Source organism: Hymenobacter pini (assembly GCF_020421205.1).
Taxonomy (GTDB): Bacteria; Bacteroidota; Bacteroidia; order Cytophagales; family Hymenobacteraceae; genus Hymenobacter; species Hymenobacter pini.
The window spans coordinates 996,914-1,023,215 of the sequence record NZ_JAIZZH010000003.1 but is presented as its reverse complement, the minus strand read 5'-3'; the positions used below and the strand labels follow the sequence as shown (position 1 = coordinate 1,023,215).

Sequence of the window (26,302 nt, the reverse complement as noted above, 5' to 3'; positions counted from 1 at the left end):
CACAAGGAACTGATGGCCCAGGCGGCGCACATGGGTTCCTTCATTGTGCTCACGCGCGACCGGGACGGCGGCCACATCAGCGTGGACCGGCAAGGCGCTCCGCTGATTAATTACACGCTGAGCGAGTATGACCGGGGCCACCTGCTGCGGGGCGTAACCGCCGCCGCTAACATCCATGTGGCCGCCGGTGCCCGGGAAGTGCTATTGCCCCACGGCTCATTGCCGGTGCTGCGGGCCGAAAATGGCCGCGCCCTCAACCCGGAGGTACTCAGCAGCCTGCCCCATCTGGGCTGGAAGGCCAATCAGTTTGGCTTGTACAGTGCCCACCAGATGAGCTCCTGCCGCATGGGCGGCACAGCGGCTACGCACCCCACCAGTCCTACCGGCGAGCTGTACGAGTTGCGCCACCTGTACGTGGCCGATGCCTCGGCTTTCCCGGCCTGCAGCGGCGTAAACCCCATGCTCACCATTATGGCGCTGGCCCACCACACGGCTCAGCACCTGAAAGCTAGTTTGCCTAGTCGTACTGCTCCGGCCGAGGCAGTGGCCGCTTACAAACAATAAGGGGAGAGGTGTACCCGTTGGGCGGGTTTTCGCGTAGGCGCTACAACACGCCTTGTTCCTTTCCCGCTATGTACTCCCTGCGTTTTACCCTTACTGTGCTGCTGGCCACTAGTTTGCTGGCCGGCTGCGCCCGTCGTAATAAAGCTAAAATTCCCACCGCCACGGCCACTACCCCAACGGCTCCAGTGGTGGCACCCACCGCCGCCCGCGACCTGACCGATGTACTCACCGAAGAGCTAAACCTCACCAACGACCAGCGCGCCAAGGTGCGGGCCGTATTTACGAGTACCACCGAACAGGCCAACAGCGCCAAGCAGCGCTTGGGTAGCAACCGCCCCGCCCTGATGGCCGAGCTGAAGCGCATTAATGCTTCCTCTGAGCAGGAGCTGAAAGGGATTCTGACACCGGCCCAGTACCAGCAGCTCAAAACCAAGCAACGCCAGGTACAGGCCCAAATGCAGGCCCGCCGGGCGCAGTAACTCTGCCAGGCAACCCTTTGCTAGCAAGCTACATCTGACCTGCCACGGGACTGCTCACAGGGAGCCGGCCCGTGGCAGAATCTTTATTTCGGGTGTAGCATGAAAACGTACGTACTGGCTCTATTGCTGAGTGTGCCTGCCGCGGGCTGGGCGCAAACCATTTCGTCGGCTGCTCTGGCCCAGCGCCTCAATCAGCTGATGCGGGACTCCCAGGAGCCGGAAACGGAGGTGCGCGTGTCTTTCACAGATTGCCATTTCACGCAGGTAATCCGGAAATACCGCACCAAGCCCGCCAACGAGGCCACCGCCATTCAGGTCAGCCACCAGAAAAACGGTGCAGAGTGGGCGGTGAAGACCGATGACCGGGTAGAATTTGAGCTGAAACTGGGCTCCGACTGGGCGCAGGTGCAGGAGCTGACGTACGCGCCCGCCCACTGTGACAAAACCCACGAGCTGTACTACAAAATCAACATCCGGCGGCAGCAAAAAACGGCTCAGTCATCCAGCAATACCACGTTTGAGCTACCCCTCTACACCACAAACGAAGCGGAAGTGCAGCGGCTGGTGAAGCAGCTAAACCAGCTGCGCAGCAACTGCGGCGGCCGGTAAAAAAACATCCGGCCGTTGGCCTCGTTTGTAGCCTGTACCATTTTCAACCCTGGTGTATGGCTGCCAACGAATACACGCTGCGCTTCAACCCCAAACTCAGCCGCAACGCGGAGGGCGACGATGTGCGCGACGGGCTTTCGGCAGCGGTGCTGACGGGTGAAAACCTGTGGCTCTGCTGCGACGAAAGCACCACGCTGGAGCGGCTGCGGCGCACGGGCCCGCGCAGCTTTGGCAAGCACTGCCAGTATGCGTTGGCTGACTTAGTGAGCCTACCCGACAAAACCACCGAGGAAATAGACCTGGAAGGGATGGGCGAGGCCGAAAACTACCTGTGGGTAATTGGCTCACACAGCATCAAGCGCCGCAACGCCAAATCCGACGACCCTAACGTGGCCAAGCAAATTAAGAGGCTGGCCAAGGTGGAAGTAGCCCCCAACCGCTGCCTGTTGGCCCGTATTCCGCTGGTGCTCAACCCCCAGTCCGGCGACTATGAGTTGCTGAAAACGGCCTCGCACCCTACCGCGCCCGGCCAGAAATTGCGGGCCGCCCAACTGCGCAGCCGCAAAGTCGGTACCAACGAACTGCTGGACGTGCTCCGCCAAGATGAGCACCTGGGCCCGGCCCTGCAGGTGCCCGCCAAAGACAACGGCCTTGATATCGAAGGACTGGCGGCCTCGCCCGATGGACGGCTGTTTCTGGGGCTGCGGGGGCCGGTGCTGCATGGCTGGGCCGTTATTCTGGAAATCCGGCCCGAGGACCACAGCAAAGGCAAGCTACGGCTGGGACAGATGGAGGGGGGCAGCCACCCACTCTACAAAAAGCACTTTCTGGACCTGCGCGGCATGGGCATCCGGGAAATCCGGCAGCAGGGTACCGACCTGTTTGTTCTGGCCGGACCCACCATGGACCTAGATGGTACCATTGCCGTGTACCGCTGGCGCAACGGCCTGTTTCAAGCCCACGACAGCCTTACCCCCGCCGCGCAGCTGGAGCGGTTGTTTGACGTGCCGCACCTGCCGCACCTCGACCGGGCCGAGGGTATGGCCTTGCTCAGCAGCCAGGAAATGCTGGTGGTATTTGATAAGCCTGCCCCTGCCCGCAAGCCCCGCCCCCACACCATTCTGGCCAACACTTACCCGCTGCCCGGCTAATTGCGCACCTTTGCGCCCGTATCACCTGCCTTACCCTTATGGCTGCACCGCTCATCCGCACCCCCGAAACCCTGCACCGCATCCGCTTTCAGGATTGTGACATGCTGGGCCACCTCAACAACGCTCGTTTTTTTGACTACTTCCTGAACGCCCGGGAGGAGCAGGTGCTCCAGCACTACGCCCTGAATATGGGCGCTCTGGCCCGCGAGGCCCAGGCCGGCTGGGTAATTACCAAGCACCAGATTGCCTACCTGCGGCCCGCCAACCACGCCGAGCAAGTACGCATCCAAACCCAGCTCATTCATTTCGACAACTCCAACCTGGTAGTAGAAATGCTGATGCTCAGCGAGGATGGCCTGCGGCTGAAAGCGGTGCTGTGGTCGGAAATGGCTTTTGTAAAGATACCCGGCGGTACCCGCACCGAGCACTCCGATGAGCTGATGGACCTGCTGGAACAATTGGATGTGGAAGAAGTCGACTACGACCCTGATGGCTTTGACGAGCGGGTAAAGCGCCTCCGCAAAGCCCTCAAGCGGGAGCGAAACGAGCAGGAGTAGTCCCGAAAAGCCAAAATTCTGCCCTAACCGCCCGCGTCAAACCTCGTTAAAACAGAAGCGGTAGCCAGCCTGGCTACCGGTTTTTTTGTACCTGATTTCTACCAACTCACCCCTCTGTACTCATGAGTATCTTTGGAAGCGACGCCTTGAAAGGCAAGAAAATAGCCATTGTAGCTACCGACGGTTTTGAACAATCGGAACTGGAAAAGCCCAAGAAGTTCCTGGAAGGCGAAGGCGCCGAAACCCACGTAATTTCGCTGAAAAGCGGCTCGATTAAGGGCTGGGACGAAAAAGACTGGGGCGATAAAGTGGACGTGGACAAAGTAATTGGCGACGTGAAGGTGGCCGACTATGATGCCTTGGTGCTGCCTGGCGGCCAGATGAACCCCGACGTGCTGCGCACGAAGCCCGAGGTAGTTAGCTTTATCGGCGAGTTTGTGCGTTCTGGCAAGCCTGTAGCCGCTATCTGCCACGGCCCCTGGACGCTGATTGAGGCCGATGCCGTACGCGGCAAAAAGCTCACCAGCTGGCCCAGCCTGAAAACCGACGTGAAGAATGCCGGCGGCCATTGGGTAGATGAAACCGTGGTAGTAGATGGCAACATCATCACCAGCCGCAACCCTCAGGATATTCCGAACTTCAACGACAAGATCAAAGAAGCCTTGGTAGGCAAAAAGTAAGTCCTCGGCCGCCTGATAGGGCGGCTACTGGCATAACCGCCCCACCGGCCTTAGTTGCTGGTGGGGCGGTTTTTTGCGTTCAGGCGCAGCAGCTATGCCCCCGCAGCAAGCAGTTGCGCGGCGTACGGGTGATACAGCAAATACAGCCCAGTGTCAAACACGACTAGAAAAGCACCTTGCAGTACTACCGAGCGGCCGAAGCCCTCCAGGCGCTCGGGCCGGATGGCCGTGGTGGCCCGGCGGCGCAACCACAGGCCAAACAGCACGTACCCCACATCCAGGGCGGCATTCACCAGCAAAATCTGCTCGGTGCGGGCCTGGGCAGCCAGGCTTTCGGCCAGGGTAAGGCCGGCTACCTGCTGCGGATGGGCCTGCAGAATGCCCCACACGGCAATCAGGGCATTCACCATGTTCCACGCCACATTCATCAAGTGAAAGTGGTGGGCCACGCTGCGCCGGTCAGTACGCGCCACGTAGTAGCCGCTCACCAGTAGGTTCAGCAGGGCCCAGGCGCCCAGCACGCCCATGCCGCGCTCAATGAGTAGCTCTCGGGCATGGTTGATCAGGGGCAGAGTGGCGTCAGCTGTCATAGGGTGCGCAAACAAGGAGGTACACAAAAAAAGGAAGCCCCTCAGGACTTCCCTTTATGCAAGCAAGCGACGGGCTGCTTAGTTAGAAATGCCCAGTCCCAGGTATACCTGGAACATGCCGTTTTTGATGTTGTTAATGGCCGTTTGCCCGGTTTTCGACAGGTTCTGGTCCTTGATGATGTCGTTGAAACCAGCCGTGTAGCGGCCACCCAAACGGGCCGGGCCGATGCGGGCCTCCAGGCCAGCGGCGAGGCCGTAGTCGAGGCTGTTGTAGCTGTAGCCGTAGGTGTTGTTTTCGTCGGCAATCTTGCGCTCCTTATCACCTTCCTTCACTTTCGTCAGCAGCGAAACCTGGGGGCCTACGTGCACGCTCACGTTGTCGAGGAAGTTGTACACCAGCAGCACCGGTACCTGAACGTAGTCGAGGCGGGTGGTGAAGGTGCCGGAGGGGGCTGTAGAGGCCGGGCTGTCGCCTTTGAAGCCTTGGCGGCTATACAGAATTTCGGGCTGCAGCGAGAAGCTGTTGTTGAAGCCAAACTGCGCGTAAGCACCCGCGTGGAAGGTGTTGTAGATGCCTTCGTTGCCGAAGTTTTTCTTGTCGTCGCCGCGGAAGTTGGAAGCCGTGAAGCCGCCTTTAATGCCGAAGCCGTTGTTGCGCGAATCGGAGGTGCCGGAAGCGTAATCAGCCGAGGAGGGAGTGCCGCTTGGGCCGTTGGTTTGAGCCACAGCCGTAGCGCTCAACGCGCAGCCAGCCAGCAGGAGTGCAAAGTGTTTCATGGGGTGGTAACGGTGATGCAGATGGGAGAAAGCACTGCCGCGGCCGACTGGCGCAGCATCTGTATGCCGCTATACTTGCCCGCGCTCAGAAGGTTACAGCGGGCCCTGGGGCAAGGCCAAAATCTTATGAATCCCGGAAACGTGTAATCAGCCCCGAAAGGCTATATTTGTCTCTTTACGGCCGCCGCCAGCCGGTTTTGTGCGGGGTGTTAGCTCAGCTGGTTCAGAGCACTACCTCGACAAGGTAGGGGTCATCGGTTCGAGCCCGATACGCCCCACCAGCAAAACCACCCGAATCCGAAAGTAACCGCCCCAACCGGCGGTTATTTTTGTGTGCTGCCCAGCTGTTGCGGCCCGTGCTGCGTAGTTTGCCCGTATGCTTTCTGTTGCCTGGGCTCCGCTGTACGCCCACCCTCTGCCAGCCAACCACCGCTTTCCGATGCTCAAATATGAGCTGTTGCCCGAGCAGCTGCTTCGGGAAGGCATTGTGCCGGAAAGTGCCTTCTTCGTGCCCGTTGCGCCATCAGCGGCGGATGTACTGCGCGTACACTCGGCCGATTATTACCACCGCCTGCAAGCGGGCCAGCTTACGCGCCAGGAGGAGCGGGCCACCGGCTTTCCGTGGAGCCCGGAGCTGATAACGCGCGAAGTCACCATCTTAGGCGGTACGCTGGAGTGTGCCCGCCGGGCGTTGGGCACCGGCGTAGCCTTCAATATTGCGGGCGGTACCCACCATGCCTTTCGAGACCGGGGAGAGGGTTTCTGCCTGCTCAACGACCAGGCCGCCGCGGCTGCCATGCTACTGGCCGAACCTGCGTTGGGCGTCAGGCGGGTGCTGATTGTGGATCTGGACGTGCACCAGGGCAACGGCACGGCCAGCATTTTCCAGGATGAGCCCCGGGTATTCACGTTCAGCATGCACGGGGCCCGTAACTACCCGCACCGCAAAGAGCATTCTAGCCTCGACCTGGCCCTGCCCGATGGTACCGACGATGCTACGTACCTGCAGCTACTGCGTGATACGCTGCCCCAACTGCTAGAGGAGTTTGCCCCCGATTTTGTGTTTTACCTGAGCGGCGTCGATGTGCTGGCTACCGATAAGCTGGGCCACCTGAGCCTCACGCCCGAAGGCTGCCGCCAGCGCGACGCCACAGTGCTGGACCTGTGCCACCGGCACGGGCTCCCGGTAGTCGTGTGCATGGGCGGCGGCTACTCGCCCCGCATTGCCGATATTGTAAACGCCCACGCCGCCACCTTCCGCGTAGCGGCCGATTTATGGTCGTGAGTACCGTGGGCCGGATGTAGCGCGGCTGTACCAGCGGGCCGAATGACCACTTGCCAGCGGAAGGCCCAGCGCCAGCGGAGCTCGTACTGCTGAACTCCGGCTTGGCGCAACAATCCTTGCCAATCGGCGCGAGTGAATGCCCGCGCTACTGATAAAGGTGCATCGTGCCGCACAAGGCGGGAGCCACCCAATAGCCGCGTCAGCCACTGAATGCTATAGTAGGCCATCGGGTGGCGGTGCAGGTCGTTGATGATGACGGCAACGCTAGCCTGCTGCTGCCACTGAGTAAGTAAGCTGGCCAACTCCGCGTCCGTGAAATGGTGGCAGAACAAGCTGGCTGTGACGATATCAAAAGGCTGTTGCTGAAACTCGGCGGAAAATATATCGGCCTGCACAAACCGGATTTCGGGATACTGCTGGCAGCGCGCAGCGGCGTAGTCCAGCATGAATTGGTTGGCATCGACGCCAATTAACTCCACCGCCACGCCGCGGCGGCGGGCCCAGCGGGCAATCTGGCGCAGCGTGTCGCCACCACCACTGCCTAAGTCGGCTAGGCGCAGGGGGCGGCCAACCGGGAAATGTGCCTGTAGCCGGGCCAGTGCCTCAAGTACCGGAGCATAACCCCCCAGCCACGTATTAATGGTTTCCAGCTCCTCCAGATTCTGCCGTAACTCCGCCGAAGCCAACGTCAGGTCATCCATCAGCTCTGGTTGCGTGGAGCGGAGGCTAAAATCGGGCATGGCAAGGAGGGCAACAGGCAGGTAAGATGCGGGAGAAATTGTCTAGGCGGTCAACGCTGCTAAGCTTATTTCTTCCACTGTATTTTCTTCCGCTACTTCCTGCGCCTGTTCGTAAGCCACCGTCAGCAGCATAGCTTCCAGCGTAAGGCCGGGGCCAAAAGCGAAGCTGAGTACCGGCTGCCCGGCGTCAGCGGGAGTGAGGGTTTGTAGCAAAGCCTGCAGCACGTACAGCACCGTCACCGACGACATGTTGCCGTAGTCGCGCAGTACCTGATAGGCAAACCGGTTGTCGTGCGCCGTAATGCCCAGCGCCTGCTCAATGGCTTCCAGAATTTTGCGTCCGCCCGGGTGAATGGCAAAGGCCCGTACATCGGCCAGCTGCACCGGCAAATCGGCCAGCAGGCGTTGCGTAAGCTGGCCAATGCCCTGTTGAATCATGCGTGGCACGTACGAGGAAAGGGTCATCTCAAACCCAAAATTGTTGATGTGCCAAGCCATATCGGCGTGACCATCGGGCTCCAAGTCACAATGAAAGGCCGTCAGCGCCAGGCTTGGTCCCTGTTTGGCGGGCTGTCCCTGCACCAGCACCGCCGCCGAGCCATCCCCGAACAAAGCGTTGGAAACCAGATGGTCGTCTTCCAGGCTTTTCTGAAAATGCAGCGTGCATAGCTCCGTGCACACAATCAGCACCCGCGCTTCAGGGGTGGCCCGGCAAAAGGCGTCGGCCAGCTTCAGGGCATTTACGGCCGCGTAGCACCCCATAAAGTTTACGCAGGTTCGCTGCACGTGGCCCGGCAGCCTCAGAGCCGCCACCAGCTCAATATCTAGGCCCGGCGCGTACATACCGGTACAGCTCACCGTAATCAGGTGGGTAATGGAGCTGGGCTCTACTTCCGGCATCTGCTCAAAGCAAGCCTGCGCCGCCTGCACCGACAGCGGCAGGGCGTGGCGGCGGTATTCGGCCATACGCTGGCCCACGCTGGGGAAGGGCTCCAGACCCGGGGTATTCGGGAAGAAGGAGAACTCGCCGTTTGCGCGGCCGTAGTCGGGCAGCACGGTGTAGCGTTGCCCAATGCCTGAAACACGGTACAGGGCGCGGAGCTTGCGGGTGCCAGCCTCATCCAGTTCCAGGGCCTGGGCCATGAAATCGGCAATCTGGAGTTGCGGAATACGGTGGGGCGGATTGGCCGTGCCAATGGCACATAAGTAGCTGCTCATTGGGGCAGTTTACGTAAAAAACCAGGGTGCAGGGTTACAGGTTTTAGGGCTCCGGCGTGAAAGCTCAACCACAGCCATAACAACACTGGCGAAAAGCATATTTTCAGGCCACGGCGCTGCCTTGCCGGCCTGCTTAAAATGGCACGCCATGCGTGCGCCGGATGATTTGCCGTACTGCCGCTGGCCACAGGCGCAAGCTGTTTACTACCAGCTCACTGAGCACGGGCTGGCCAAATAAGCGCTGCACGGCCCGGCCGGTTTGGAGGCGCCGACCAAAGTGCTGGCGCCAGCCGGCGGTGTACCCCGCTTCCAGTATCGCACGTGTGCAGTGGTTGCGCAGAAAAATATCGGCGTGGGCGGCCGCCAAGCTCGCCCCGTGCATGGCCATAGCCATACCGTTACCGCAGAGGGGCGTAATCAGGCCGGCCGCGTCCCCGCACATGAGCACGTGGTTTTCCACGCAGGATTTCGGGGCGAAGGATATTTCGTTGATGACCTCGGGTTGCGGGTATAGCACCTCAGCGTGCTCTAATATGTGACGCAGGTGCGGGTTGCGGGTCAGTACTTGCTGCTCCAGCTGCGCAATGGTGCCATGAGCCTTCAGGTTGCGGCGGGTGGTGAGGTAGCAGAAGCAGGCCTTGCCGTCTTCGATGGCTGAAAAACCAGCGTAGCCATCCGCAAAATTGTGCAGCGCAATTACGTGGGGCTGCAAGTGCGCGTACCGCACATGGTATTTCACGCCCAGGTAAGGAGAGCGTTGCGTAAAAAACGGCCGTTCCAGCTGGCGGTCCAGGGTGCTGCGCTTGCCGTACGCGCCCAGTACCACCCGGGCCTGCAGCTGCTGTCCATTGGCTAGCGTTACCCGGTGTTCATTGGCAGCCGCATCGAAGATAACGGCTGTAACGGTGGTTTGCTGCCGTATTTCTACTCCCGCCTGCACGGCCCGCTCATACAGGAAATAATCCAACGCGTAGCGGCTCACGCCAAACCCACCCAGCGCTAGTGGGGCCCGCAACAGCCGGCCAGCCGGCGAGCTAAGCTGCAGCTCATTGATATGCGCCGTGCCCAGCTCTGCCAAGTCAACTCCCAAGCGGTGGAGGTAGGGCAGCACCTCGTTGGAAATGTACTCACCACACACCCGGTGAAACGGATAGTGCTGCCGCTCCACCAGCACTACGGCGTGGCCGCGCTGCCGCAGATCCAGGGCCGCGCACAAACCAGCCAAGCCTCCCCCAATAATGACAACGTCCAACTTATTTTATCGGGTAAAAGGGTGAGAAAGAAGATGAAATGAGTTGTTTTATCGAAGATGCGTTATATTCCGCTGGCTAACTCCGCTACATCCGTATTTTTGCAAACCTAAATCATTGCCCGCCGTTATTAGATATTCCGTTCGGGCATATTTCCTCCCACCTCTTACGTATTCTATGATGCAACGCTTACGCTTTTTCTCTTTACTGTTACTTCTTGCCACCGGCCTGCACGGCAGCCCCCGGCCAGCGGTGGCGCAGGGAACGGCGGCCGTAGCGCGGCCCATAGCACGGCCGGGCGGCGAGGAACGGGCTCTGCTGGTATACCCCAACCCGAGTACCGGTATAGTACACGTTTCCATCAACGGGTTCGAAGGCCGCAAAATCGAACTGAGCGTGCTAAACGTCATTGGTACGGTGATGTACCGCGAAACGCTATCGGAGCTGAATGACCGGTACACTCGTACGCTGGATTTGAGCAAGTTCGCCAACGGCCTCTACTACGTAAAGCTGGAATCGGACAACACCAGTGAAATGCGCAAGCTGGTAATTCGCTAGAGCATCTTACACCGTATAACCCATATAAGAGTAGCCCCAGGCTGCTCTTTTTTGTGCACGAAACTGCCGGAATGCAAAAAAATACCCTTGCCCCACGTAAATAGGGCAAGGGTGATGAGACAAGGCAAGGCGCCAGACTTAGCGGCGGTTACGGACCCGTACGGGTACCGGCTTCAGCTCGGCTTTCAGATTACGCAGAGCATCGAAACCCAGCAGCGTAGTGGCCAGAGCAATTCCAAAAAAAAGAACGAGTGTCATACGAAAGGAAATAACGAAAAAAGAAAAATAACCGGCCCGTTGCCGGGTGCTACCCGGTAGCGGGCGGTTACTATTATAAACCACGACAACAACGCCGAAGTTGCAGTATAATTATGGGGTTTTCTATAACTGCTCTTTTAGTGGCCAGTAGCAGAATTATTCTGGAAATTCTGTTCGTAACTGCGCAATAGTGGCCTCTATCAGTTGCCGTACCTGTTGCACCAACTCCGTTAGGTGTGGCCACGTAACAGCTTCAGGGTTGTGACCAGCGGCTTCCAGCTCACGCAGAACGGGGCGCAGGGCCTGCACCTGCAAGCCATCAACGGAGCTTTTGAGGTGATGCGCAGCAGCACTTAGGGCCTCCAGCTGCTGCCGGGCCACATGCTGCTCCATTTCGGCCACCACCGGAGGGGTTGTAGTGATGAACAACGTCACCAACCGCCTGACAAACGTCTCATCGTTGTTGGTCATGTTGCGCAGCGAGGTCAAATCGTACAGCGGCGAGCCGGAGGGCGTGGGTTGCGTTTGCAGCGGTGCTACCGGAGCAGGCACAGGTGGGGTCACAATGGGCTGGTGTTTCAGTAAGTCCGCAACCGTCCGGAATAGGTCTTCTTCCCGGAACGGCTTTGATACATATGCGTTGAGGCCCGCCTGGCGGTAGCGTTCCGCCTCACCCTGCATGGCGTGGGCCGTAAGGGCTACCACGGGCGTGGCCGCCTTTTCCTGATTGGGGTGCTGCCGCAGCAGCTGCGTAGTAGCCACCCCATCCATACCCGGCATCTGAATGTCCATTAGCACCACGTCGTAAGGATATTGCCGGAATAGGGCCAGGGCTTCGGCTCCGGAGGAGGCCGTATCTACGTGCATGCCCCAACCTTTCAGCATCACCTGCACCAGCAGCTGGTTTACGGGGTTGTCTTCGGTGAGCAGCACCCGGTAGCCCTCCAGACGGAACTGGGCAGTGGCTGGTACCAGCGGCAGTGCCGGGGGCTGCGCGCCCACAAAAGTAAGTGTGAACCTGAAGGTGCTGCCGTGGTGCAGGCGGCTTTCAGCGGTGAGCTTGCCGCCCAGCAGTTCCACCAACTCCCGCGAGATACTCAGGCCCAGGCCGGAGCCACCGTACTCGCGGGCCGTGCTGGCCGACGCCTGCATAAACGGCTCGAACAGCTGCTGCAATTGCCCGCTGGGTATGCCAATGCCGGTATCCATCACCGAAAACTGGTATTGCCGGCTACCATTGGGGGACGTCAGCTGGCGACACGTCAGGAGCACTTGGCCCTTTTCGGTAAATTTGATAGCATTGCTGAGCAGGTTCAGCAGCACCTGCCGCAGGCGGTATGGGTCGCCCAGCACCCAAGTGGGGCCGGGCTCATCGGGGAGTTGCAGCCGCAGGGTAATTCCCTTTTCGGTGGCTTTGGGCATCAGGGCCTGGCAGCTGGCTTTCAATACTTCCTGCAACTCAAAGGGCACTGTCTCCAGCCGAACACGGCCCGCACCCAGCTGGGCCATGTCTAGAATGTCGTTGATGACGACCAGCAGGTTATCGGCGGAGTAACGAATGTGGTGCAAATACTGCTGCTGCTCATCAGACAGCGGCGTTTTGGCCAGCAGCTCCGCCAAGCCCATAATCCCGTTCATAGGCGTGCGGATTTCGTGGCTCATGTTGGTTAGGAAAGTTTGCCGGGCCTGGGCGTTCTGCTCGGCGGTTTCCTTGGCTTGCTGCAGGGCCTTTTCGGTGTGCTTCAGCTCCGTAATGTCGTTATCTACTCCCAGCACCTGCACGGTGCCGTCGGCCTGCACGAAGGGCCGCTTCACCGTCCGGAACCACCGGAGCTGGTTGTATGCGTCCACAAACGTGTCCTCCAGGTCCACTTCCTTGCGGGTGCTGAGCACTTCCTTGTCTTTGCTGTGATGCCTTTCCAAATCCGGAAACCGGCGCAGCAGCTCATCGGCCGGCGTTTGCAGCAGGGCTTCGTTGGACAGGTTGTAGAGCTGGGCCGTGGCTTGGTTGGCCAAGATGTAGTTGCCCGCCGCGTCTTTGAGGTAGATGGGGTTTGGAACGGTATCGATAACCTGTCGGAACAAGCGGTTTTGCTCGGCAAGGCGCCGGTTGGCGGAGCGCCGCTGCTCATCGGCAATTTTCCAGCGGGTAATGTCCTCCGCTGAGCCCACAATCTGGGTAACGCGGCCCTGCTCGTTGCGGGCAAAAGGCGTGTTGCTGATGCGCAGCCAGCGAATGGAGCCACTGCGGTGGTAGAGCGAGTACTCCAGGTGCCGTACCTCGTCATCCTGGCAGTGAGTTACCTCTTCAAAATGCTGTCGCAGGCGCTGGCCTTCCGTTTCTGAGGTTAGCGTATGGATCATACTACCGCCCATCTGCTGTAAATCAGCGGCGGTATAGCCCAGCATGGTTTCCACGAACCGGTTGCAGTACACATTGGTCTGTGTATCCACATCGTAGATGTAAATCAGGTTGGGCGTGGTGTTGGTGATGCGCTCCACAAACAGTCGGCTTTGGTGCAACTGCTCCTCGGTTTCGCGGCGTTCCGTCACGTCTGTGGCGGAGCCTACCAATTGCCACACCCGCCCGTTGGCGTGGCGCGTGAAGCAGGTAGTTTTCAAGCTCAGCCACCGCCACGAGCCATTGCGGTGCCGGAACCGGTACTCCGAGGCCAGTACCTCGCCGTCGTGCAGCACATGCCGGCGCCGGCTTTCCAACTGGGCCAGGGGCAGGTCGTCGGGGTGCACAATTTCCCGGATCATGTAGTTGCCCAGGGCCAGTACTTCTTCGGCCGTGTAGCCCAGTATGTTCTCCGTCTGCTTGTTGCAGTACTGCAGGGTTTCCGTCTGCAAGTCATAGATGAACACAATATTGGGGACAGTTTCGTTGATGCGGGCCGTAAAGAGTTGGTTGCGGAGCAGTTCGGCCTCCGCGTGGCGGCGTTCCGTGATGGTGGTTAGGTAGAGTGTGGCCTCCTGCTCGCGGGGCAGGGGCGCAATGGTCCAGAGGTAAAATTCCGCGCCCAGACGCAGCTCCACGGTACGGGTTTCACCCGCCAGCAGCGCCTGACTAATCTCGCGCTGAATCCGGCGGCGGCAGTTCAACTCCTCGGGCAGGGCCAGGGCCGCCAGCACGGGAGCCGCCGCCGGGTTGGCGTATAAAGCCTCGGCTTGCTCGTTGAACCGGATGATGGGCTGCGGGCATTGCTCGGCCAGCTGGCTGAATTCCCGCACCCGCCGCAATGCCAGCTGCTGCTCGGTTACATCCTCGTAGCTCCAGATGTGCAGTACCGTAGCACCGTCCTGCACCACCGGCAGGTAGTCCTGCTGCACAATGCGCCCGTCGCGGAGGGCAATAAGCAGCCCGCTGCTGCGCTGCTGCGCCGCCACTATCTGCAGGTTCTGGGCATGAATGGTAGCGGAGTCATCCAGCAGCTCGTAGCCATCCTGCACCAGTTGCTGAGTACGCTGCCCCATGTAGGCCGCCGCCGGCTTGGGCATGCAGAATAGGTCACACAGCCGCTGATTTATCAGGGTGATGATGCGGTCTTGGTTTTCGGCCAGAATAGCCGTGGTCATGGTCTGGAGCAGGGCGCTGGCCTGGGCCGCAGAGGCCTGCGCCCGCATCTGTAACCCGGCAAGCTGCTGTTGTGCCTCGTGGCAGGCCTGCTGGGCCTGCTTCCACTGCTGCTGCGCTTGGCGAAACCGCCGCTGCCAATGTCGCTCCTGAATAGACCCCATACGATACAATGCGAAGCCCTAAGCGCGGCACCGGTTAGCGTAGCCGCACCTCGTTGTTCTGAACCATTCGATAAATAGTTGATTTCCCGATTTGTAGCTTGGCGGCTACCTGCAAAATGTTGCCGTTATGGGCATCGAGGTAGCGCTGCACAATAGAGGCCGTCTGGGTACGTAACGACTCGTTGCCCGTCAGGGTTGGCTCGGCGGTGGGGGCCTGCGGGTGGCGTAACGGCAGGTCAGCGGGCTGAATCTGGTCGTTTTCGGCCATCACGGCGGCCAACTCCATCACGGCCTTCAACTCGCGCACGTTGCCCGGGAAGGCGTAGTGCAGCAGCTTCTGGCGGGCTGCTTCCGACAGCGCACAGGTAACCATGCTATTCTGCTTGCAAAACTCCTGCAGGAAAGAATCGGCCAGCAGCAGCACATCCTGGCCTCGCTCCCGTAGCGGTGGCAACTGAATGGGCAGGCCCAGCAGACGGTAGTACAAGTCCTCCCGGAAACGGCCCTCTTTTACTTCCTTGGCCAAGTCGCGGTGCGTGGCCACCATCAGGCGGGCATCAAACGGAATGCGGGTGTTGCCGCCCACGCGCACAACTTCCCGCTCCTGCAGTACGCGCAGCAACTTGGCCTGCAGGCTTAAATCCAGCTCCGAAATTTCGTCCAGAAATAGCGTGCCTTTGTGCGCTTCCTCGAACCGGCCAATCCGCCGGTTTACGGCACCCGTAAAGGCACCCTTTTCATGGCCAAACAACTCACTTTCCAGCAACTCCCGCGGAATGGCCGCCACGTTTACGGCCACGAAAGCCGCTTCGCGGCGTTCCGAGCGGAAATGAATGGCCTTAGCTACCAGCTCTTTGCCGGTACCGGTTTCGCCGCTGATAGAAACGGTGATGTTGGTGCGGGCGGCCTTATCGATAAGGGCGTGGAGTTGCTGAATTTGTGTGCTGTTGCCCAGAATAGCCCGTTGTGGGTCGAAGCGCTGCCCAATCTGCTCTTTCAGCCGGGCGTTTTCCTGCCGCAGAGCCAGCTGCTTCCGGATGTTGCCCACAGTATTCCACAGCCGGTCGGCGGTTTCTTCGTCTTTGACCAGGTAGTCGTACGCGCCCTGGCGCAGCAGGCCAATGGCCGTTCGAACATCTTCCTGCCCCGAAATGACAATTACAGCTACTTCCGGTAGGCGCTCTTTAATCTGGAGAAGCACTTGGTCGCCCTTACCGTCGGGGAGGGAATAGTCCAGGGTGATAATATCGGGGCGCTCCGACAGGTTGCTCAGGCAGGCTTGGGCTGTGGTAAAGCGGCGGATGCTGTAATCCGGGTTCTGGGCAAGTTTGTATTCCAGCAACTCGCCATACCAGGCGTTGTCCTCTACAATGAAAATGGTGATGGGTAATGCAGTACTCATAGCTCGAAATGGAACGGAAAGGGCGGAACAGTAGGCTGAAAAAATATAGCACAACACACCGGCTACCAGCAGGCCACGCTTTTTGTTTTTGGGAAAACAGCCCAGACTGCGAGTATAGCGGGGTTTTTTCTGGGATACTAGCAATTCTCTATTTAGGAACAGGAGTCTCTAAATGAGAATATATAGTGTTGTGCTATATTTTGTAAATAATTGTTTAACAATAACTTATGTCTAATAATTAAAACTGGCCATCATATTGCCTCTGGTGTACGCAGGTGCCAGCGCAGTGCGGGTACCTACTTTCTCAACACCTGTTTGCATATGAATCAGTTTTACTTTTCAGCCTCACGGCGTCTGTTTTCCACCGTTGCACTGGCTGTATTTGCCGGAGTGCAAGCATTCGGGCAGGGCAGTAGCCCCGCCATTTATTCCAACTCTGGGATATCTGGGGCCACACCCATCCGGGAGTGCAATACCGTCTTGAATGTTACCACCTGCTTTGGTTCAGTTGACAACCCCGGGTTTGCCACCGATGCCAGCTTTACTACTGCTGCCACCCTGAACGTACCCGCCAGCGTGCTGGTAACCCAAAGGCTAAAGCTGCGCATGGACATGGATGGGCTGGTACCAATTGGTCACCGGGCCGGTGTAGTGGTATCGCGCGGTAGCAACGTGCTGAATCTGCTGGGGGTGGATCTGGCTTCGGCCATCGTCATCCGCACGTACTTAAGCAGTAATTCGGGCCCATCACAGCTGCAGGAAACCAAAGTGATTGATGCCCGCTTGGCCGGCTTGCTGCTGGGTTCCGACACAGGGCCAATGCCGCTGGAGTTTATTGCGGGCAAGCAGTTTGATCAGATTGAAATTGAGGCGGCTTCGCTGGTCTCGTTGGGATACGCGCTGAACGTGCACTACGCCTACGGGCTGGGCGTAAACAACATCACGTCGGCCAGGGGATACGTTTCCCGGTTTGCCTCGCCCAGTGCCAGCAACTACAGCACGGCGGCCGTCGACAACAACATTACGGTGTGCGTGAACTCCAACGTGAGCCAGCCGCTGAATGCCGTTGACTCGGACCTGACCAACTACGCTACTATGGGGGCTCTGGTGGATCTGAGCTGCCCGACCTCCCTGCAAACGCAGTTGGAAGGAACGGCACCGGCCGGTTATTACGCCGGCTTTGTGCTGGGTAGTCAGGGGTTGCTGGATGCCTCCGCACTGTCCGGACTGCGGCTGACAACGTATCTGGGCTCTACGGTGCAGGAGGTGGGTACCGGTGCTGGCTTGCTGAGCCTGAGCGTGCTTCCCGGCGGCAAGTACAACATCCGCATGAACACCATCAAGCCCTTCGACCGGGTTGAAATCCGGCGGGTGAGCCTACTAGGCGTGTTGGACAATCTGCAGGTGTACTACGGCTTTGGCGTGGAGCCCCGCGTGTACCGTGACCAGAACGCCCGATTCTCTAACTTCTCCGACCCCACAGGCAATTACCAGCTGAACGGCAGCAGCCTGGCATGCGTGAACTGCGGCGTAACCTCGCCGGAACTGGCCGTTGATCAGAATCTGACCAGCAACTACGCCACTTTCAACTCGCTGGTAGCGGTAGGCGGCAGCACCCGCCTGAAAATGAAGCTGAACGGAACTGGTACAGGTGGCAACCGTGCCGGGGTAGTACTGGGGCTAGCCACAGGTTTGCTCGATGCGCAATTGCTTAAAAATGTTCGGGTAAAGACCTACATCGGAATTAACGGCGCGGAACTGGCCGAATCCATAACCGATGCCTCGTTACTTTCCCTGGAATTGCTTTCGAGCGGTAAGCAGGAACTGTCGTTTCGCACTACGCGTGACTTCGAGTGGGTAGAGCTGGAGATGCCTAACGGTGTATCGGCGCTGGCTGACACGCGCATCTACTATGCCTTTGCCGATGATACTCCCAGCGGATTCCCCTCCACCATCACGCCGCCCGTATCTGCTGCCGTAGCGCTCCAAAACCTGCGCGCCGTGAACGGTGATGGTTCCATAGACGTAAGCTGGCAGACCACTTCCGAGGCCAACAGTAGCCACTTTATTGTGGAACGCTCCTTATCGGCGTCGGGGAGTTTCCAAGCGCTGGGCCGCGTAAATGCCGCCGGTAACTCTGCCACCACCCGGCAATACTTGTTCCGTGACTACAACGGTATTTCTCAGAACGCCTCAACGCTGTACTACCGCCTGCGCATTGTGGATTTGAGCGGGCAAGAGTCGTACTCCAACGTGGTGTCCGTGACGGTACGCCCACCGGTAGTGGTATTCGATATGTACCCCAACCCGGCCTCGCAGGCACAGCCGCTGCGCATGCAGTTGCCCGCCAGCGACCGGCCTGGCAGTGCCAAATATGAGGTAGCTTTCTATGATCAGATGGGTAACGAGGTAAGCCGGCACACGGTGAGCAATAGCCGGGCGGTAGTATCGGCGGCGTCTTTGCGGCCGGGGCTGTATCAGGTGGCTCTGTTCGACAAAGCCGGACAGCGCATAGGTAAGAGCCGTGTGGTAGTGCAGCCCTGAACGGAGTTCTTATTTTATACTCAAATATCCACCCTATTAGTTTATTCCTCGTGAAATGAGGCCCTCATCGTTGCAGGTCGGTGAGGGCCTTTTCATGTTTAGTCAAATCCTGTGCTCAACGGTGTGGAGTGTAAAATTATGCTATTGGACACAGGCAATGAGAAGTAAATGGGCATTGCTGCGCTGTAAAGGATATTTTACAAGTTGCGGAATGTAGTAAGTGTCATATATAGAGTATGGTAGTAGGTGTTGGTTCTCAGAAAATTGTCATTTTAGCACAGTCTTCCCGAATTTGGAAAATGATAATGTTCCGGTAACATCCAACTGAAAACAGGCGCTCATTTTTGCGGCCGCTAAGCAGCACTTTTCCTTCCTCAACCATCACACCCTCTTTCCATCATGCAGCGTACCCTACTCCGTATTCTCAGTCTGGCCACACTGGCTAGTCTGGCCGTTTCCTGCTCCAAAGATGCTGTTGCGCCCATAGGCACTCCCAGCGCCTCTTCGCAAAGCGCCGACGCCACCGCCACCCGCGACGGGAACATGGCCTTGGGTAACCCTAGCGGTGCTACTACCAGCACTACTAATTACACTAACTACCTTATGAACAAAACCCAGTACTCCATGTCGTATCACCGCGACCGGGGTATTCCTAACTGGGTTAGCTGGCACCTGAGCAGTGCCTGGCTGGGCAGCACGGCCCGGCAGGATAACTTCTCGGCCGATGCTTCCTTGCCCTCAGGATGGTACCGGGTAGGTAGCACCAGCTACAGCGGCTCGGGCTTCGACCGGGGCCATAACTGCCCCTCCGCCGACCGAACCGGCTCGGTGGCCGACAACTCGGCTACGTTTCTGATGACGAACATGATGCCCCAGGCCCCCAACAACAACCAGCGTACCTGGGCCAACCTGGAAAATTATTGCCGTACCCTGGTTGATGCCGGCAATGAGCTGTACATCATTTGTGGCTCCTACGGCAAAGGCGGCACGGGCTCGGCGGGTTACAAAGAAACCATCGACGGCGGCCGCATAACGGTGCCGGCCCGTTGCTGGAAGGTAATTGTGGTGCTGCCCGTAGGTACCGGCGACGCCGCCCGCGTAACCACCAGCACCCGCGTTATTGCCATCAACACGCCCAATGATAACTCGCTGAGCACTACCTGGGGCTCGTACCGCACCACGGTTGATGCCATTGAAGCGGCCACCGGGTATGACCTGCTGTCGGCCGTGTCTGCCTCGGTGCAGGCTACCATTGAAGCGCGCGTTGACAACGGCCCTACCAGCTAAGCGTCATCAGGCTTGCCAGAAATAACACGGGCCCGGCATGTATCGGGCCCGTGTTGTTAGTACGAGGCACGCCGTTGGTCGAGCATAAGCTGGCAGTCAAGTTTACTTTTGTGTTACTTGGTAGAATACTCCCCCTGAAAGTACCTGAGGTAGTGTAATTTTGCCGCGTGAGTTGAGTGATAGACTTCAGGTGGGTAGATAAGTAAGAAGCCGCGCTGCAACGCGGCTTTTTTTATGCGGAGCTGTTAGCAGGCATAACAGTTTCATAATTGGCCCATAACGCACGGCTAATATCTGCTTTGGAAGTTTGGGAGGAGGAGTCAGGCTATGTTATGAGGCTGGCTCCGGCATTCTATGGCATTACTTTCCAACTCAGTTCCGGGGCTGACAGCTGCCGCCGGTGCGCGCACTTGGTCGCCCCTGCGCCCGTTGTGGCAATGGCTGACGCAACTGCGCGACTTGCAGCAGCTCTATGACCGGCACTGCCACCTTACGGGCCGCGAGTTTATTGGGCAGCTCCTGCGGGACTTACAGATTACCGTACAGTACACCCCCACCGATTTGCGCCGCATCCCCACGCACGGGGCCTTTATGGCCCTGGCCAACCACCCATGCGGTATGCTGGATGGGCTGGTACTGCTGTACGTGCTGGGTGAAGTGCGGCCCGATTTTGTGGCCGTAGCCAACGAGATACTGGCGCCTCTGCTGCCCAACCTGCCCACGCAGTTGACCCTGGTGAGCCCGGAACGGCAGGATGCCGGCCGCAACACCCCTAAGGTGCGGCAGCTGCTCCGGTACCTGCACAACGATGTGCCACTGGGTTTCTTTCCGGCTGGTGAAGTAGCGCACCGCACCTCCGCGCTGCGCCCCGCCACCGACTCAGAATGGCACCCCACGGTGGGCCGGCTCCTGGAAGCGGCCCGGGTACCCGTAGTGCCCGTGTGGATTAGCGGGCAAAATAGTGTGGCCTTTAGCTTGCTGGGCGCCGTGCACCCGCTGCTGCGCACGGCCCGGCTGCCGGCTGAGCTGCTAAACAAGCGGGGCCAAACGGTGCGCGTCCGAATCGGCCAGCTGATTCCGGCCACCGAGCTTGGCCAACTACCGACTTCTGACCGACTGCCCTACATCCGGGCGCGGGTGCACGCGCTGGGCTCTGCCTGGCAGCCCGCCGGGGAATTTGCGCTACCCACGCTGCCGCCAGCTGCCATTGTGCCGCCCGTAGCCCCCCAGTTGCTGGCCACCGATATTGAGCAGCTTCGGCGCAGTAGCTGTTTGCTGCGGCACCAGGAGTGGGAGGTGTACGTAGCCAAGAAAGCAGAGCTGCCGCACATTCTACCCGAAATTGGCCGGTTGCGCGAGGTGTCATTTCGGGCAGTGGGCGAAGGCACCAGCCACGAAACGGACCTCGATCAGTACGATGAGTATTACCGGCACCTGTTCCTGTACAACCGAGCCACCGGGCAGGTAGTGGGGGCGTATCGTATTGGGCGGGGCCGAAGCATTGTGCGAGAGTTTGGGAAGCGCGGGTTTTACCTGCATTCCTTGTTCAGGATGAGCAAAGAGCTGCTGCCGTTGCTGCGCGAATCTCTGGAATTGGGCCGGTCCTTTGTGCGACCGGAATTTCAGAAGCACCCGCTGCCGTTGCTGCTCCTGTGGAAAGGCTTGGCCGAGTACATTGCCCGGCACCCGGAGTACCGGTACCTGATTGGGCCCGTAAGCATCAGCAACCAGTTTTCAACGGTGTCCAAGCAGGTAATGATGGGCTTTTTGCAGCAGCACTTCGCCGACGACGCTTTGGCGGGCCTGGTGAAGCCCCGTAAGCAGTACAAGTTCCGGCCTCTGCCCAACACTGATGCCGAATTGCTGCAGCGGAGGCTGCACAGCCTAGAGGACCTGCAGCAGCTGGTGGCGGAGCTGGAGCCCATGGGTATGGGTATCCCGGTGCTCTTACGCCATTACCTGCGGCAGAATGCCCGGATTATTGGCTTCAACCTCGACCCTGGTTTCAGCAATACCCTCGACGGCTTTATGGTGGTAGATGCCCGGGAGCTACCCGCCCGCACGCACCGGCTGCTAAGCCGGCTCTAGCGTCTGAAACAAAACAACCGCCCCAGCGGGCCAGGCACTACTTGACCAACCAAGGCGGTTGTTGCAGAAAAAACTCGGGAGCGGCTAGTTCTCGGCGCCGGCCCCAACCTGGCCCTCGGCGGGCTGGCTGTTCATGTAGGAGCGGAAGGACATGGCTACTTCGCTGGCAATAGAGTTAGCCTGAGCGGTGATGCGCCGGTCGTTTCGCATTTTATCGTTGCCCCGCTCCGCCTGTAGCTGCGTGCGGTAGTCATCTATGGAGACCAGCTGGGTAGGCTGTTTGTCATCGGGCATCACCTGAAACGAGCCCACCGTGTACGTGTAGTTGTTATCGGTGCTTTGGAAGGTGAAGTCGAATAGCACTGTAACCGGCTGGTCTTTGCCTTTATTATCCACGCGCTTCACAGTGCCAGTACCCGAAATGCGGATAGTGCCAGCCGCTTCGTTCGCCTTCAGGCCGGAGGTGGGTTTGTAGGAAAATTTGTTCTGCGCCCAGCTCAATGCTCTGTTGTACAGCATAGTGCGGCCAGAACCTTCGGCGGGCACGCGCTCAGTATACTCAATGGGTGCGAGTGGGGTAGCTTGAGCCCATGCCCCGGCGGGTACTACTGCCATCATGCCGCACATCAACAAACCAAGTAGCACTTTCTTCATAGCGGACAATGTGAGGGGGTGAAGAGAAGAAAAGAAAAAATCGTGACAGCAAAAGTAACGCGTGGCTGTCGGATTGAATAAAAGCCAGCGCATTATGAATATGTTAAGCCGAATTGGCTAACCCTGTTGGGCACCCACACCTACGGAAGCAGAACAGTATCTGGATCCGTGCATCTGTACTTTCTTTGGCCCGCAGTAAATGCCGATGCTATATATAGTGTGAATTAGCAATTTATTTTGTACATTTTCAATAGAAGGGCATTCGGGTTATGTTAATGATCAGCGTATTTTTGTGCAGTCAGTAAGCGAATCGCGGCATTACCATAAAAGTTATTTTATGGTGTAAAGTTCCTGATAGTGCTGCTTTTCAATAAGATATAGTGAGTACTCGTGGTTGTGCTTAATGCAGAAAGACACAGTAGGTGATAACATTTTGGTAACACAAAGTTAATCTTGGTTCTGTTGTTATAATTGGATGAAGTAGTACTTTTGCGACGTGCTTCACTTCAATCAAATTGCTCTGATGAAGCGTGGGACCTTTTACAAAAGCGTCCTGCGAGATGACCGGAAGGTTGTCTCCCCTGCCGACTCTTCTGTTTTTTCGGTTGTTAGCCCGTTCGCCGCTTCGGTTTTCGAAGCGGTTTTTTTGTGCTCTGCCGGTTCGGCGGACGTAGCTGAAAGCAATCTTCACCTGCACATTTCTTGGCCTTTGTATAACCACCATACCGGACCACCCCTGCACGCCACTACCCCGGCTCAGCAGCTAGTAGCTGCCACCCGGCACGCAAACACGCATACGGGTCCGGCGCATGGTCTTTAACTAGTTTTCATGTTGCCGATTCTCAGCTGAGCGCGTGTCGACAATTGGCAACTCACAATCAAACAACGAGCAACCCGTTCCCACCCAATGCGGCAACGGGGCGGGGTGGTGCAAGGAGCGGGGTGATAGAAAATCAGGGGGGATTCTGACATACATGTCAGTCCGCAAATTGACCACCCCGCGTGTTCGGGACCTTTCATAATAACGTGCAGCTAGCCGGGCTTCGGCCCCGGGAGCTTTTTACCTGGTTTTGCTGGTTGTTGAAGCCGCAAACGGCTGGAGTGGCCACAAAACCATAGCATTTACCACCTATGCAACTCGGAACTTTCACACTGCAGAACCCCGTATGCTTGGCCGCCGCCTCGTGGCAGCTTGAGGGCACGGGCTACGAGCGGCTGGGCGCAATTTTTACCCGCACCGTGACTATGGAGCCCAAGCCCGGGCTCTACGAAGAAGGCATCTGGCAGGTAGCCGATCAGACCCTGCTCAATGCTACGCACATGCGTACCGAAAGCGCCGAAATTCTGGTGCAGGAGTATTTGCCCGCGCTGTGCCGGTTTGGAGTGCCCGTTTTTGTAAGCATTACGGCCCCGGGCATTCCCGGCTTCCGCAAAATTGCCCGCTTTCTGGCCCGGGAAGCCGGAGCGCTGATTGCTGGGGTAGAAGTGTACATGTCCCAGCCCGACACCGAGAAAGGGGAGGAGCTGAACGCCAAATTTGTGCGCGAGGCCACCCAGGCAGTACGCAACGAGCTACCCCCCGAGGCGGCCGTCATAGTGAAGCTGCCGCCGTGGCCGGAGCATATTCGGGCGCTGGCCCTGGGGGCGCAGGAAGGCGGCGCTACTGCCCTGGCCGCTACCAACCTGCTCAAAGCCCTGCACCTGCCCGACGACGCTACTGCCGCCCCGGTAGTAGGCGGCCTGTCCGGCGAGGCGCTGCGGCCCGTGGCCCTGCGCTGCGTGTGGGAGCTGGCGCACGATGAACGCCTCACGCTGCCTATTTTCGGGACGGGCGGTGTGTTTACGGCCGGCCACGTGGCCGACTACCTGCGCTGCGGGGCCAGCGCCGTGCAAATTGCCAGCGGCGAATGGCTGGAGCCCGGCCTCACGGCCAGGTTAGCCACCGAATGCGGACATTTAGTATCGGCGAGCCTGTAGAGTAGCGCGTGGCGCTTCTGCGGCACAGCATCCAACAGCTGTTTTACCTCTCCTCCTACCTTCCCACCCATGCAAAAGCTCATTTCCCGCGTTCAGATAGCCAACTCCCTGCTCTGCGTCGGCCTCGACCCCGTGGGGGATGATGCCCAGGTAGAACGTCGCCTGGCTGAGGTCATCGACCAGACCAGCGCCTATGCCGCTGCTTTCAAGCCTAACCTAGCTTTCTTCCTGAGCCGGGAGAATGGCGTGCAGCTGCTGCGCAATACGGTGCAGCGCATCCCGGAAAGCATTCCGGTGATTCTGGACGGTAAGTTCGGCGACATTGCCAACACCGCTGATCACTACGCACGCTTCGCCTACGACGTGGTGGGGGCCGATGGCGTGACGGTGAACCCCTATATGGGCGACGATGCCATTGTGCCTTTCGCCCGGCCCGATAAGCTGGTGTTCGTGCTGGCCAAAACTTCCAATAAGCCCGTGCATTCCCTGCAGGATGTAGCCCTCACCCGCGGCGGCACTCTTTCGGATTGCGCCGCCAGCGTAGCCCGCAAGCTGGATGCCCAGCACGGTAATATTGGCCTGGTGGTAGGTGCCACCAACGCCGAAGCCGTGGCCCGCATGCGCAGCCTTACGCCTGAACAGTGGTTCCTGGTACCCGGCGTAGGCGCCCAGGGCGGCGACCTGGCGGCCACCCTCAAAGCCGGCCTACGCCCCGATGGTGCAGGCCTCCTGATTAATACCTCACGCGCCCTGTGGCAAGCGGCTGATGCCGGTGCCGCCGCGCGGGAGCTGGTAGAGCAAATCAACCAGTTCCGGTCGGTAGCGGTGTGAAAGTGTCAATGCTAGCCAACTACAAACCAGTTCAAGGACGATTCAGTGTAATAGACAGCTTTGCTATTCCACGACGCAATGAGTTTTATCTGATAGGACAGATTGCGGAAGGAATGATACAGGAAGGCTGGTATGCACATATTTCCCTAAACGCCTCACTCGCATTATCCATGAGAATCGAACGGATAGAATATGCGTTGATGAAAGCACGGGAAGAATATCCAGTGCTGGTTATTGCGGCTGATGATGAGGAAGTGAACTTGTTACTGTCACTTTCAATTGGTTCCGAACCAATAATGATTTCCACTGAAGGACCCGAATAAACGCTTAATGACTTCTCCCCAAACCACCCTCACCTCCGAAACCCTGGAGCAGCAACTGCTGCAGGAAGACGCGCTGCTGCGCGGGCACTTCCGGCTGTCCTCCGGTCTGCATTCCGACACCTACGTGCAGTGCGCCCGGTTTCTGCGCCGGCCCGATCTGGCGGCGCCGGCCGCGGCCGAGCTGGCCCGTCGGATTCAGGAGGCAGGGTTGCAGCCCGATGTGGTGGTGGGCCCGGCCATGGGCGGTGTGGTGATTGGCTACGAGCTGGCCCGGCAGCTGGGAGTACCCGGCATCTTCACGGAGCGCGACGATTCGGGGCAGATGACGCTGCGCCGTGGCTTTACCATTGAGCCCGGCCAAAAAATTGTTATTGCCGAAGATGTGGTGACTACCGGCAAGAGCACCAACGAAGTAGCCCGCGTGCTGGAGGGCCTGGGGGCAAAAGTTTTGGCCGTGGCCAGTTTAATTGACCGCACGGGTGGGCAAGCCTCGCTTTCTTTTCCGAACTTTGCCCTGCTGCCGGTAACGGCGGCCACCTACGCACCCGATGATTGCCCGCTTTGCCGGGCAGGTATTCCGGTGGTGAAACCCGGCAGTCGGCCGGAAAAAGCGTTTTCTTAAACCTACCGCGGCGGCAACCGGCCCCGGCGGCAAGGCATTTTCGGCGTACCCCCGCGTGGGGTGTGCTTCCCACGCCCGGCGGCGCGGACCCCGAAAAATAGAAAATCAGTCAACAGC

The 26,302-nt window shown here is 58.7% G+C and carries 23 protein-coding genes and 1 tRNA gene; 16 read left to right on the top strand and 8 right to left on the bottom strand.

Features of this window, described 5'->3' with window-relative positions; genetic code table 11:
- From LF252_RS15795 to LF252_RS15770, 6 genes are all read left to right on the top strand, one after another.
- On the top strand, positions 1–564 hold a 564-nt coding region (locus LF252_RS15795; protein WP_226270537.1), incomplete at its 5' end, for a GMC family oxidoreductase.
- A gap of 68 nt (positions 565–632) precedes the next feature.
- Entirely contained in the window at positions 633–1,043 is a 411-nt protein-coding gene (locus LF252_RS15790) for a hypothetical protein (RefSeq protein ID WP_226270536.1), read from the top strand.
- A 99-nt stretch (positions 1,044–1,142) separates the two neighbouring features.
- Positions 1,143–1,652 carry a hypothetical protein gene (locus LF252_RS15785; protein WP_226270535.1) on the top strand — a complete coding sequence of 170 codons (510 nt, stop codon included), beginning with the start codon at positions 1,143–1,145 and terminating at the stop codon, positions 1,650–1,652.
- A gap of 56 nt (positions 1,653–1,708) precedes the next feature.
- Entirely contained in the window at positions 1,709–2,803 is a 1,095-nt protein-coding gene (locus LF252_RS15780) for a DUF3616 domain-containing protein (RefSeq protein WP_226270534.1), read from the top strand.
- Between the two features lie 38 nt (positions 2,804–2,841).
- Positions 2,842–3,360 (top strand): acyl-CoA thioesterase, encoded by a 519-nt coding sequence (locus LF252_RS15775; RefSeq protein ID WP_226270533.1) that lies wholly within the window; start codon positions 2,842–2,844, stop codon positions 3,358–3,360.
- Positions 3,361–3,482: 122 nt separating this feature from the next.
- Positions 3,483–4,040 (top strand): type 1 glutamine amidotransferase domain-containing protein, encoded by a 558-nt coding sequence (locus LF252_RS15770; RefSeq protein WP_226270532.1) that lies wholly within the window; start codon positions 3,483–3,485, stop codon positions 4,038–4,040.
- 92 nt (positions 4,041–4,132) lie between these two features.
- Here LF252_RS15770 and LF252_RS15765 read toward each other — a convergent pair whose 3' ends face one another.
- On the bottom strand, positions 4,133–4,630 hold the full coding sequence (locus tag LF252_RS15765; protein WP_226270531.1) for a DUF6992 family protein: 498 nt from the start codon (positions 4,628–4,630) through the stop codon (positions 4,133–4,135).
- A gap of 78 nt (positions 4,631–4,708) precedes the next feature.
- A complete protein-coding gene (locus tag LF252_RS15760; protein WP_226270530.1) occupies positions 4,709–5,407 on the bottom strand; it encodes a porin family protein in 699 nt (232 codons plus the stop codon).
- Between the two features lie 203 nt (positions 5,408–5,610).
- On the opposite strand from LF252_RS15760, the gene LF252_RS15755 reads away from it, so the two are divergent.
- Both LF252_RS15755 and LF252_RS15750 read left to right on the top strand, forming a co-directional pair.
- Positions 5,611–5,688: transfer RNA gene (locus LF252_RS15755), tRNA-Val, on the top strand.
- Between the two features lie 95 nt (positions 5,689–5,783).
- A complete protein-coding gene (locus LF252_RS15750) occupies positions 5,784–6,692 on the top strand; it encodes a histone deacetylase family protein (RefSeq protein WP_226270529.1) in 909 nt (302 codons plus the stop codon).
- On the opposite strand, the gene LF252_RS15745 is transcribed toward LF252_RS15750, so the two are convergent.
- From LF252_RS15745 to LF252_RS15735, 3 genes are all read right to left on the bottom strand, one after another.
- A complete protein-coding gene (locus LF252_RS15745; protein ID WP_226270528.1) occupies positions 6,617–7,432 on the bottom strand; it encodes a methyltransferase domain-containing protein in 816 nt (271 codons plus the stop codon). The two genes, LF252_RS15750 and LF252_RS15745, sit on opposite strands and share 76 nt — an antisense overlap.
- Before the next feature lie 42 nt (positions 7,433–7,474).
- Entirely contained in the window at positions 7,475–8,650 is a 1,176-nt protein-coding gene (locus LF252_RS15740) for a type III polyketide synthase (RefSeq protein WP_226270527.1), read from the bottom strand.
- Positions 8,651–8,783: 133 nt separating this feature from the next.
- A complete protein-coding gene (locus LF252_RS15735) occupies positions 8,784–9,902 on the bottom strand; it encodes an NAD(P)/FAD-dependent oxidoreductase (RefSeq protein WP_226270526.1) in 1,119 nt (372 codons plus the stop codon).
- Positions 9,903–10,077: 175 nt separating this feature from the next.
- On the opposite strand from LF252_RS15735, the gene LF252_RS15730 reads away from it, so the two are divergent.
- Complete coding sequence (locus LF252_RS15730) at positions 10,078–10,458, top strand: T9SS type A sorting domain-containing protein (protein WP_226270525.1); 381 nt, start codon at positions 10,078–10,080, stop codon at positions 10,456–10,458.
- 414 nt (positions 10,459–10,872) lie between these two features.
- Here LF252_RS15730 and LF252_RS15725 read toward each other — a convergent pair whose 3' ends face one another.
- Together LF252_RS15725 and LF252_RS15720 are read right to left on the bottom strand one after the other, a co-directional pair.
- A complete protein-coding gene (locus LF252_RS15725) occupies positions 10,873–14,457 on the bottom strand; it encodes a PAS domain-containing hybrid sensor histidine kinase/response regulator (protein WP_226270524.1) in 3,585 nt (1,194 codons plus the stop codon).
- 34 nt (positions 14,458–14,491) lie between these two features.
- Positions 14,492–15,859 (bottom strand): sigma-54-dependent transcriptional regulator, encoded by a 1,368-nt coding sequence (locus tag LF252_RS15720; RefSeq protein WP_226270523.1) that lies wholly within the window; start codon positions 15,857–15,859, stop codon positions 14,492–14,494.
- Positions 15,860–16,180: 321 nt separating this feature from the next.
- Here LF252_RS15720 and LF252_RS15715 point away from each other — a divergent pair, with 321 nt between their 5' ends.
- The 3 genes from LF252_RS15715 to LF252_RS15705 all read left to right on the top strand — a co-directional run bounded on the left by LF252_RS15715 (position 16,181) and on the right by LF252_RS15705 (position 21,778).
- Entirely contained in the window at positions 16,181–18,403 is a 2,223-nt protein-coding gene (locus LF252_RS15715) for a hypothetical protein (RefSeq protein WP_226270522.1), read from the top strand.
- Between the two features lie 399 nt (positions 18,404–18,802).
- Positions 18,803–19,690: a DNA/RNA non-specific endonuclease gene (locus LF252_RS15710; RefSeq protein ID WP_226270521.1), complete on the top strand. Its 888-nt coding sequence runs from the start codon at positions 18,803–18,805 to the stop codon at positions 19,688–19,690.
- 354 nt (positions 19,691–20,044) lie between these two features.
- Positions 20,045–21,778 (top strand): lysophospholipid acyltransferase family protein, encoded by a 1,734-nt coding sequence (locus tag LF252_RS15705; RefSeq protein WP_226270520.1) that lies wholly within the window; start codon positions 20,045–20,047, stop codon positions 21,776–21,778.
- Positions 21,779–21,862: 84 nt separating this feature from the next.
- Here the strand turns inward: LF252_RS15705 and LF252_RS15700 are convergent, their stop codons facing one another.
- The gene (locus LF252_RS15700) at positions 21,863–22,432 is read right to left on the bottom strand and encodes a DUF4468 domain-containing protein (RefSeq protein ID WP_226270519.1); all 570 of its coding nucleotides are present in this window, start codon (positions 22,430–22,432) and stop codon (positions 21,863–21,865) included.
- Positions 22,433–23,563: 1,131 nt separating this feature from the next.
- Here LF252_RS15700 and LF252_RS15695 point away from each other — a divergent pair.
- The 4 genes from LF252_RS15695 to pyrE all read left to right on the top strand — a co-directional run bounded on the left by LF252_RS15695 (position 23,564) and on the right by pyrE (position 26,185).
- The gene (locus LF252_RS15695; RefSeq protein WP_226270518.1) at positions 23,564–24,409 is read left to right on the top strand and encodes a dihydroorotate dehydrogenase; all 846 of its coding nucleotides are present in this window, start codon (positions 23,564–23,566) and stop codon (positions 24,407–24,409) included.
- 69 nt (positions 24,410–24,478) lie between these two features.
- Positions 24,479–25,240 carry an orotidine-5'-phosphate decarboxylase gene (gene pyrF / locus LF252_RS15690; protein ID WP_226270517.1) on the top strand — a complete coding sequence of 254 codons (762 nt, stop codon included), beginning with the start codon at positions 24,479–24,481 and terminating at the stop codon, positions 25,238–25,240.
- Positions 25,241–25,248: 8 nt separating this feature from the next.
- Positions 25,249–25,563, top strand: coding sequence for a hypothetical protein (locus tag LF252_RS15685; RefSeq protein ID WP_226270516.1), 315 nt, complete (start codon positions 25,249–25,251; stop codon positions 25,561–25,563).
- Positions 25,564–25,570: 7 nt separating this feature from the next.
- Positions 25,571–26,185, top strand: coding sequence for an orotate phosphoribosyltransferase (gene pyrE, locus LF252_RS15680; RefSeq protein ID WP_226270515.1), 615 nt, complete (start codon positions 25,571–25,573; stop codon positions 26,183–26,185).
- Positions 26,186–26,302: the final 117 nt, after the last annotated feature.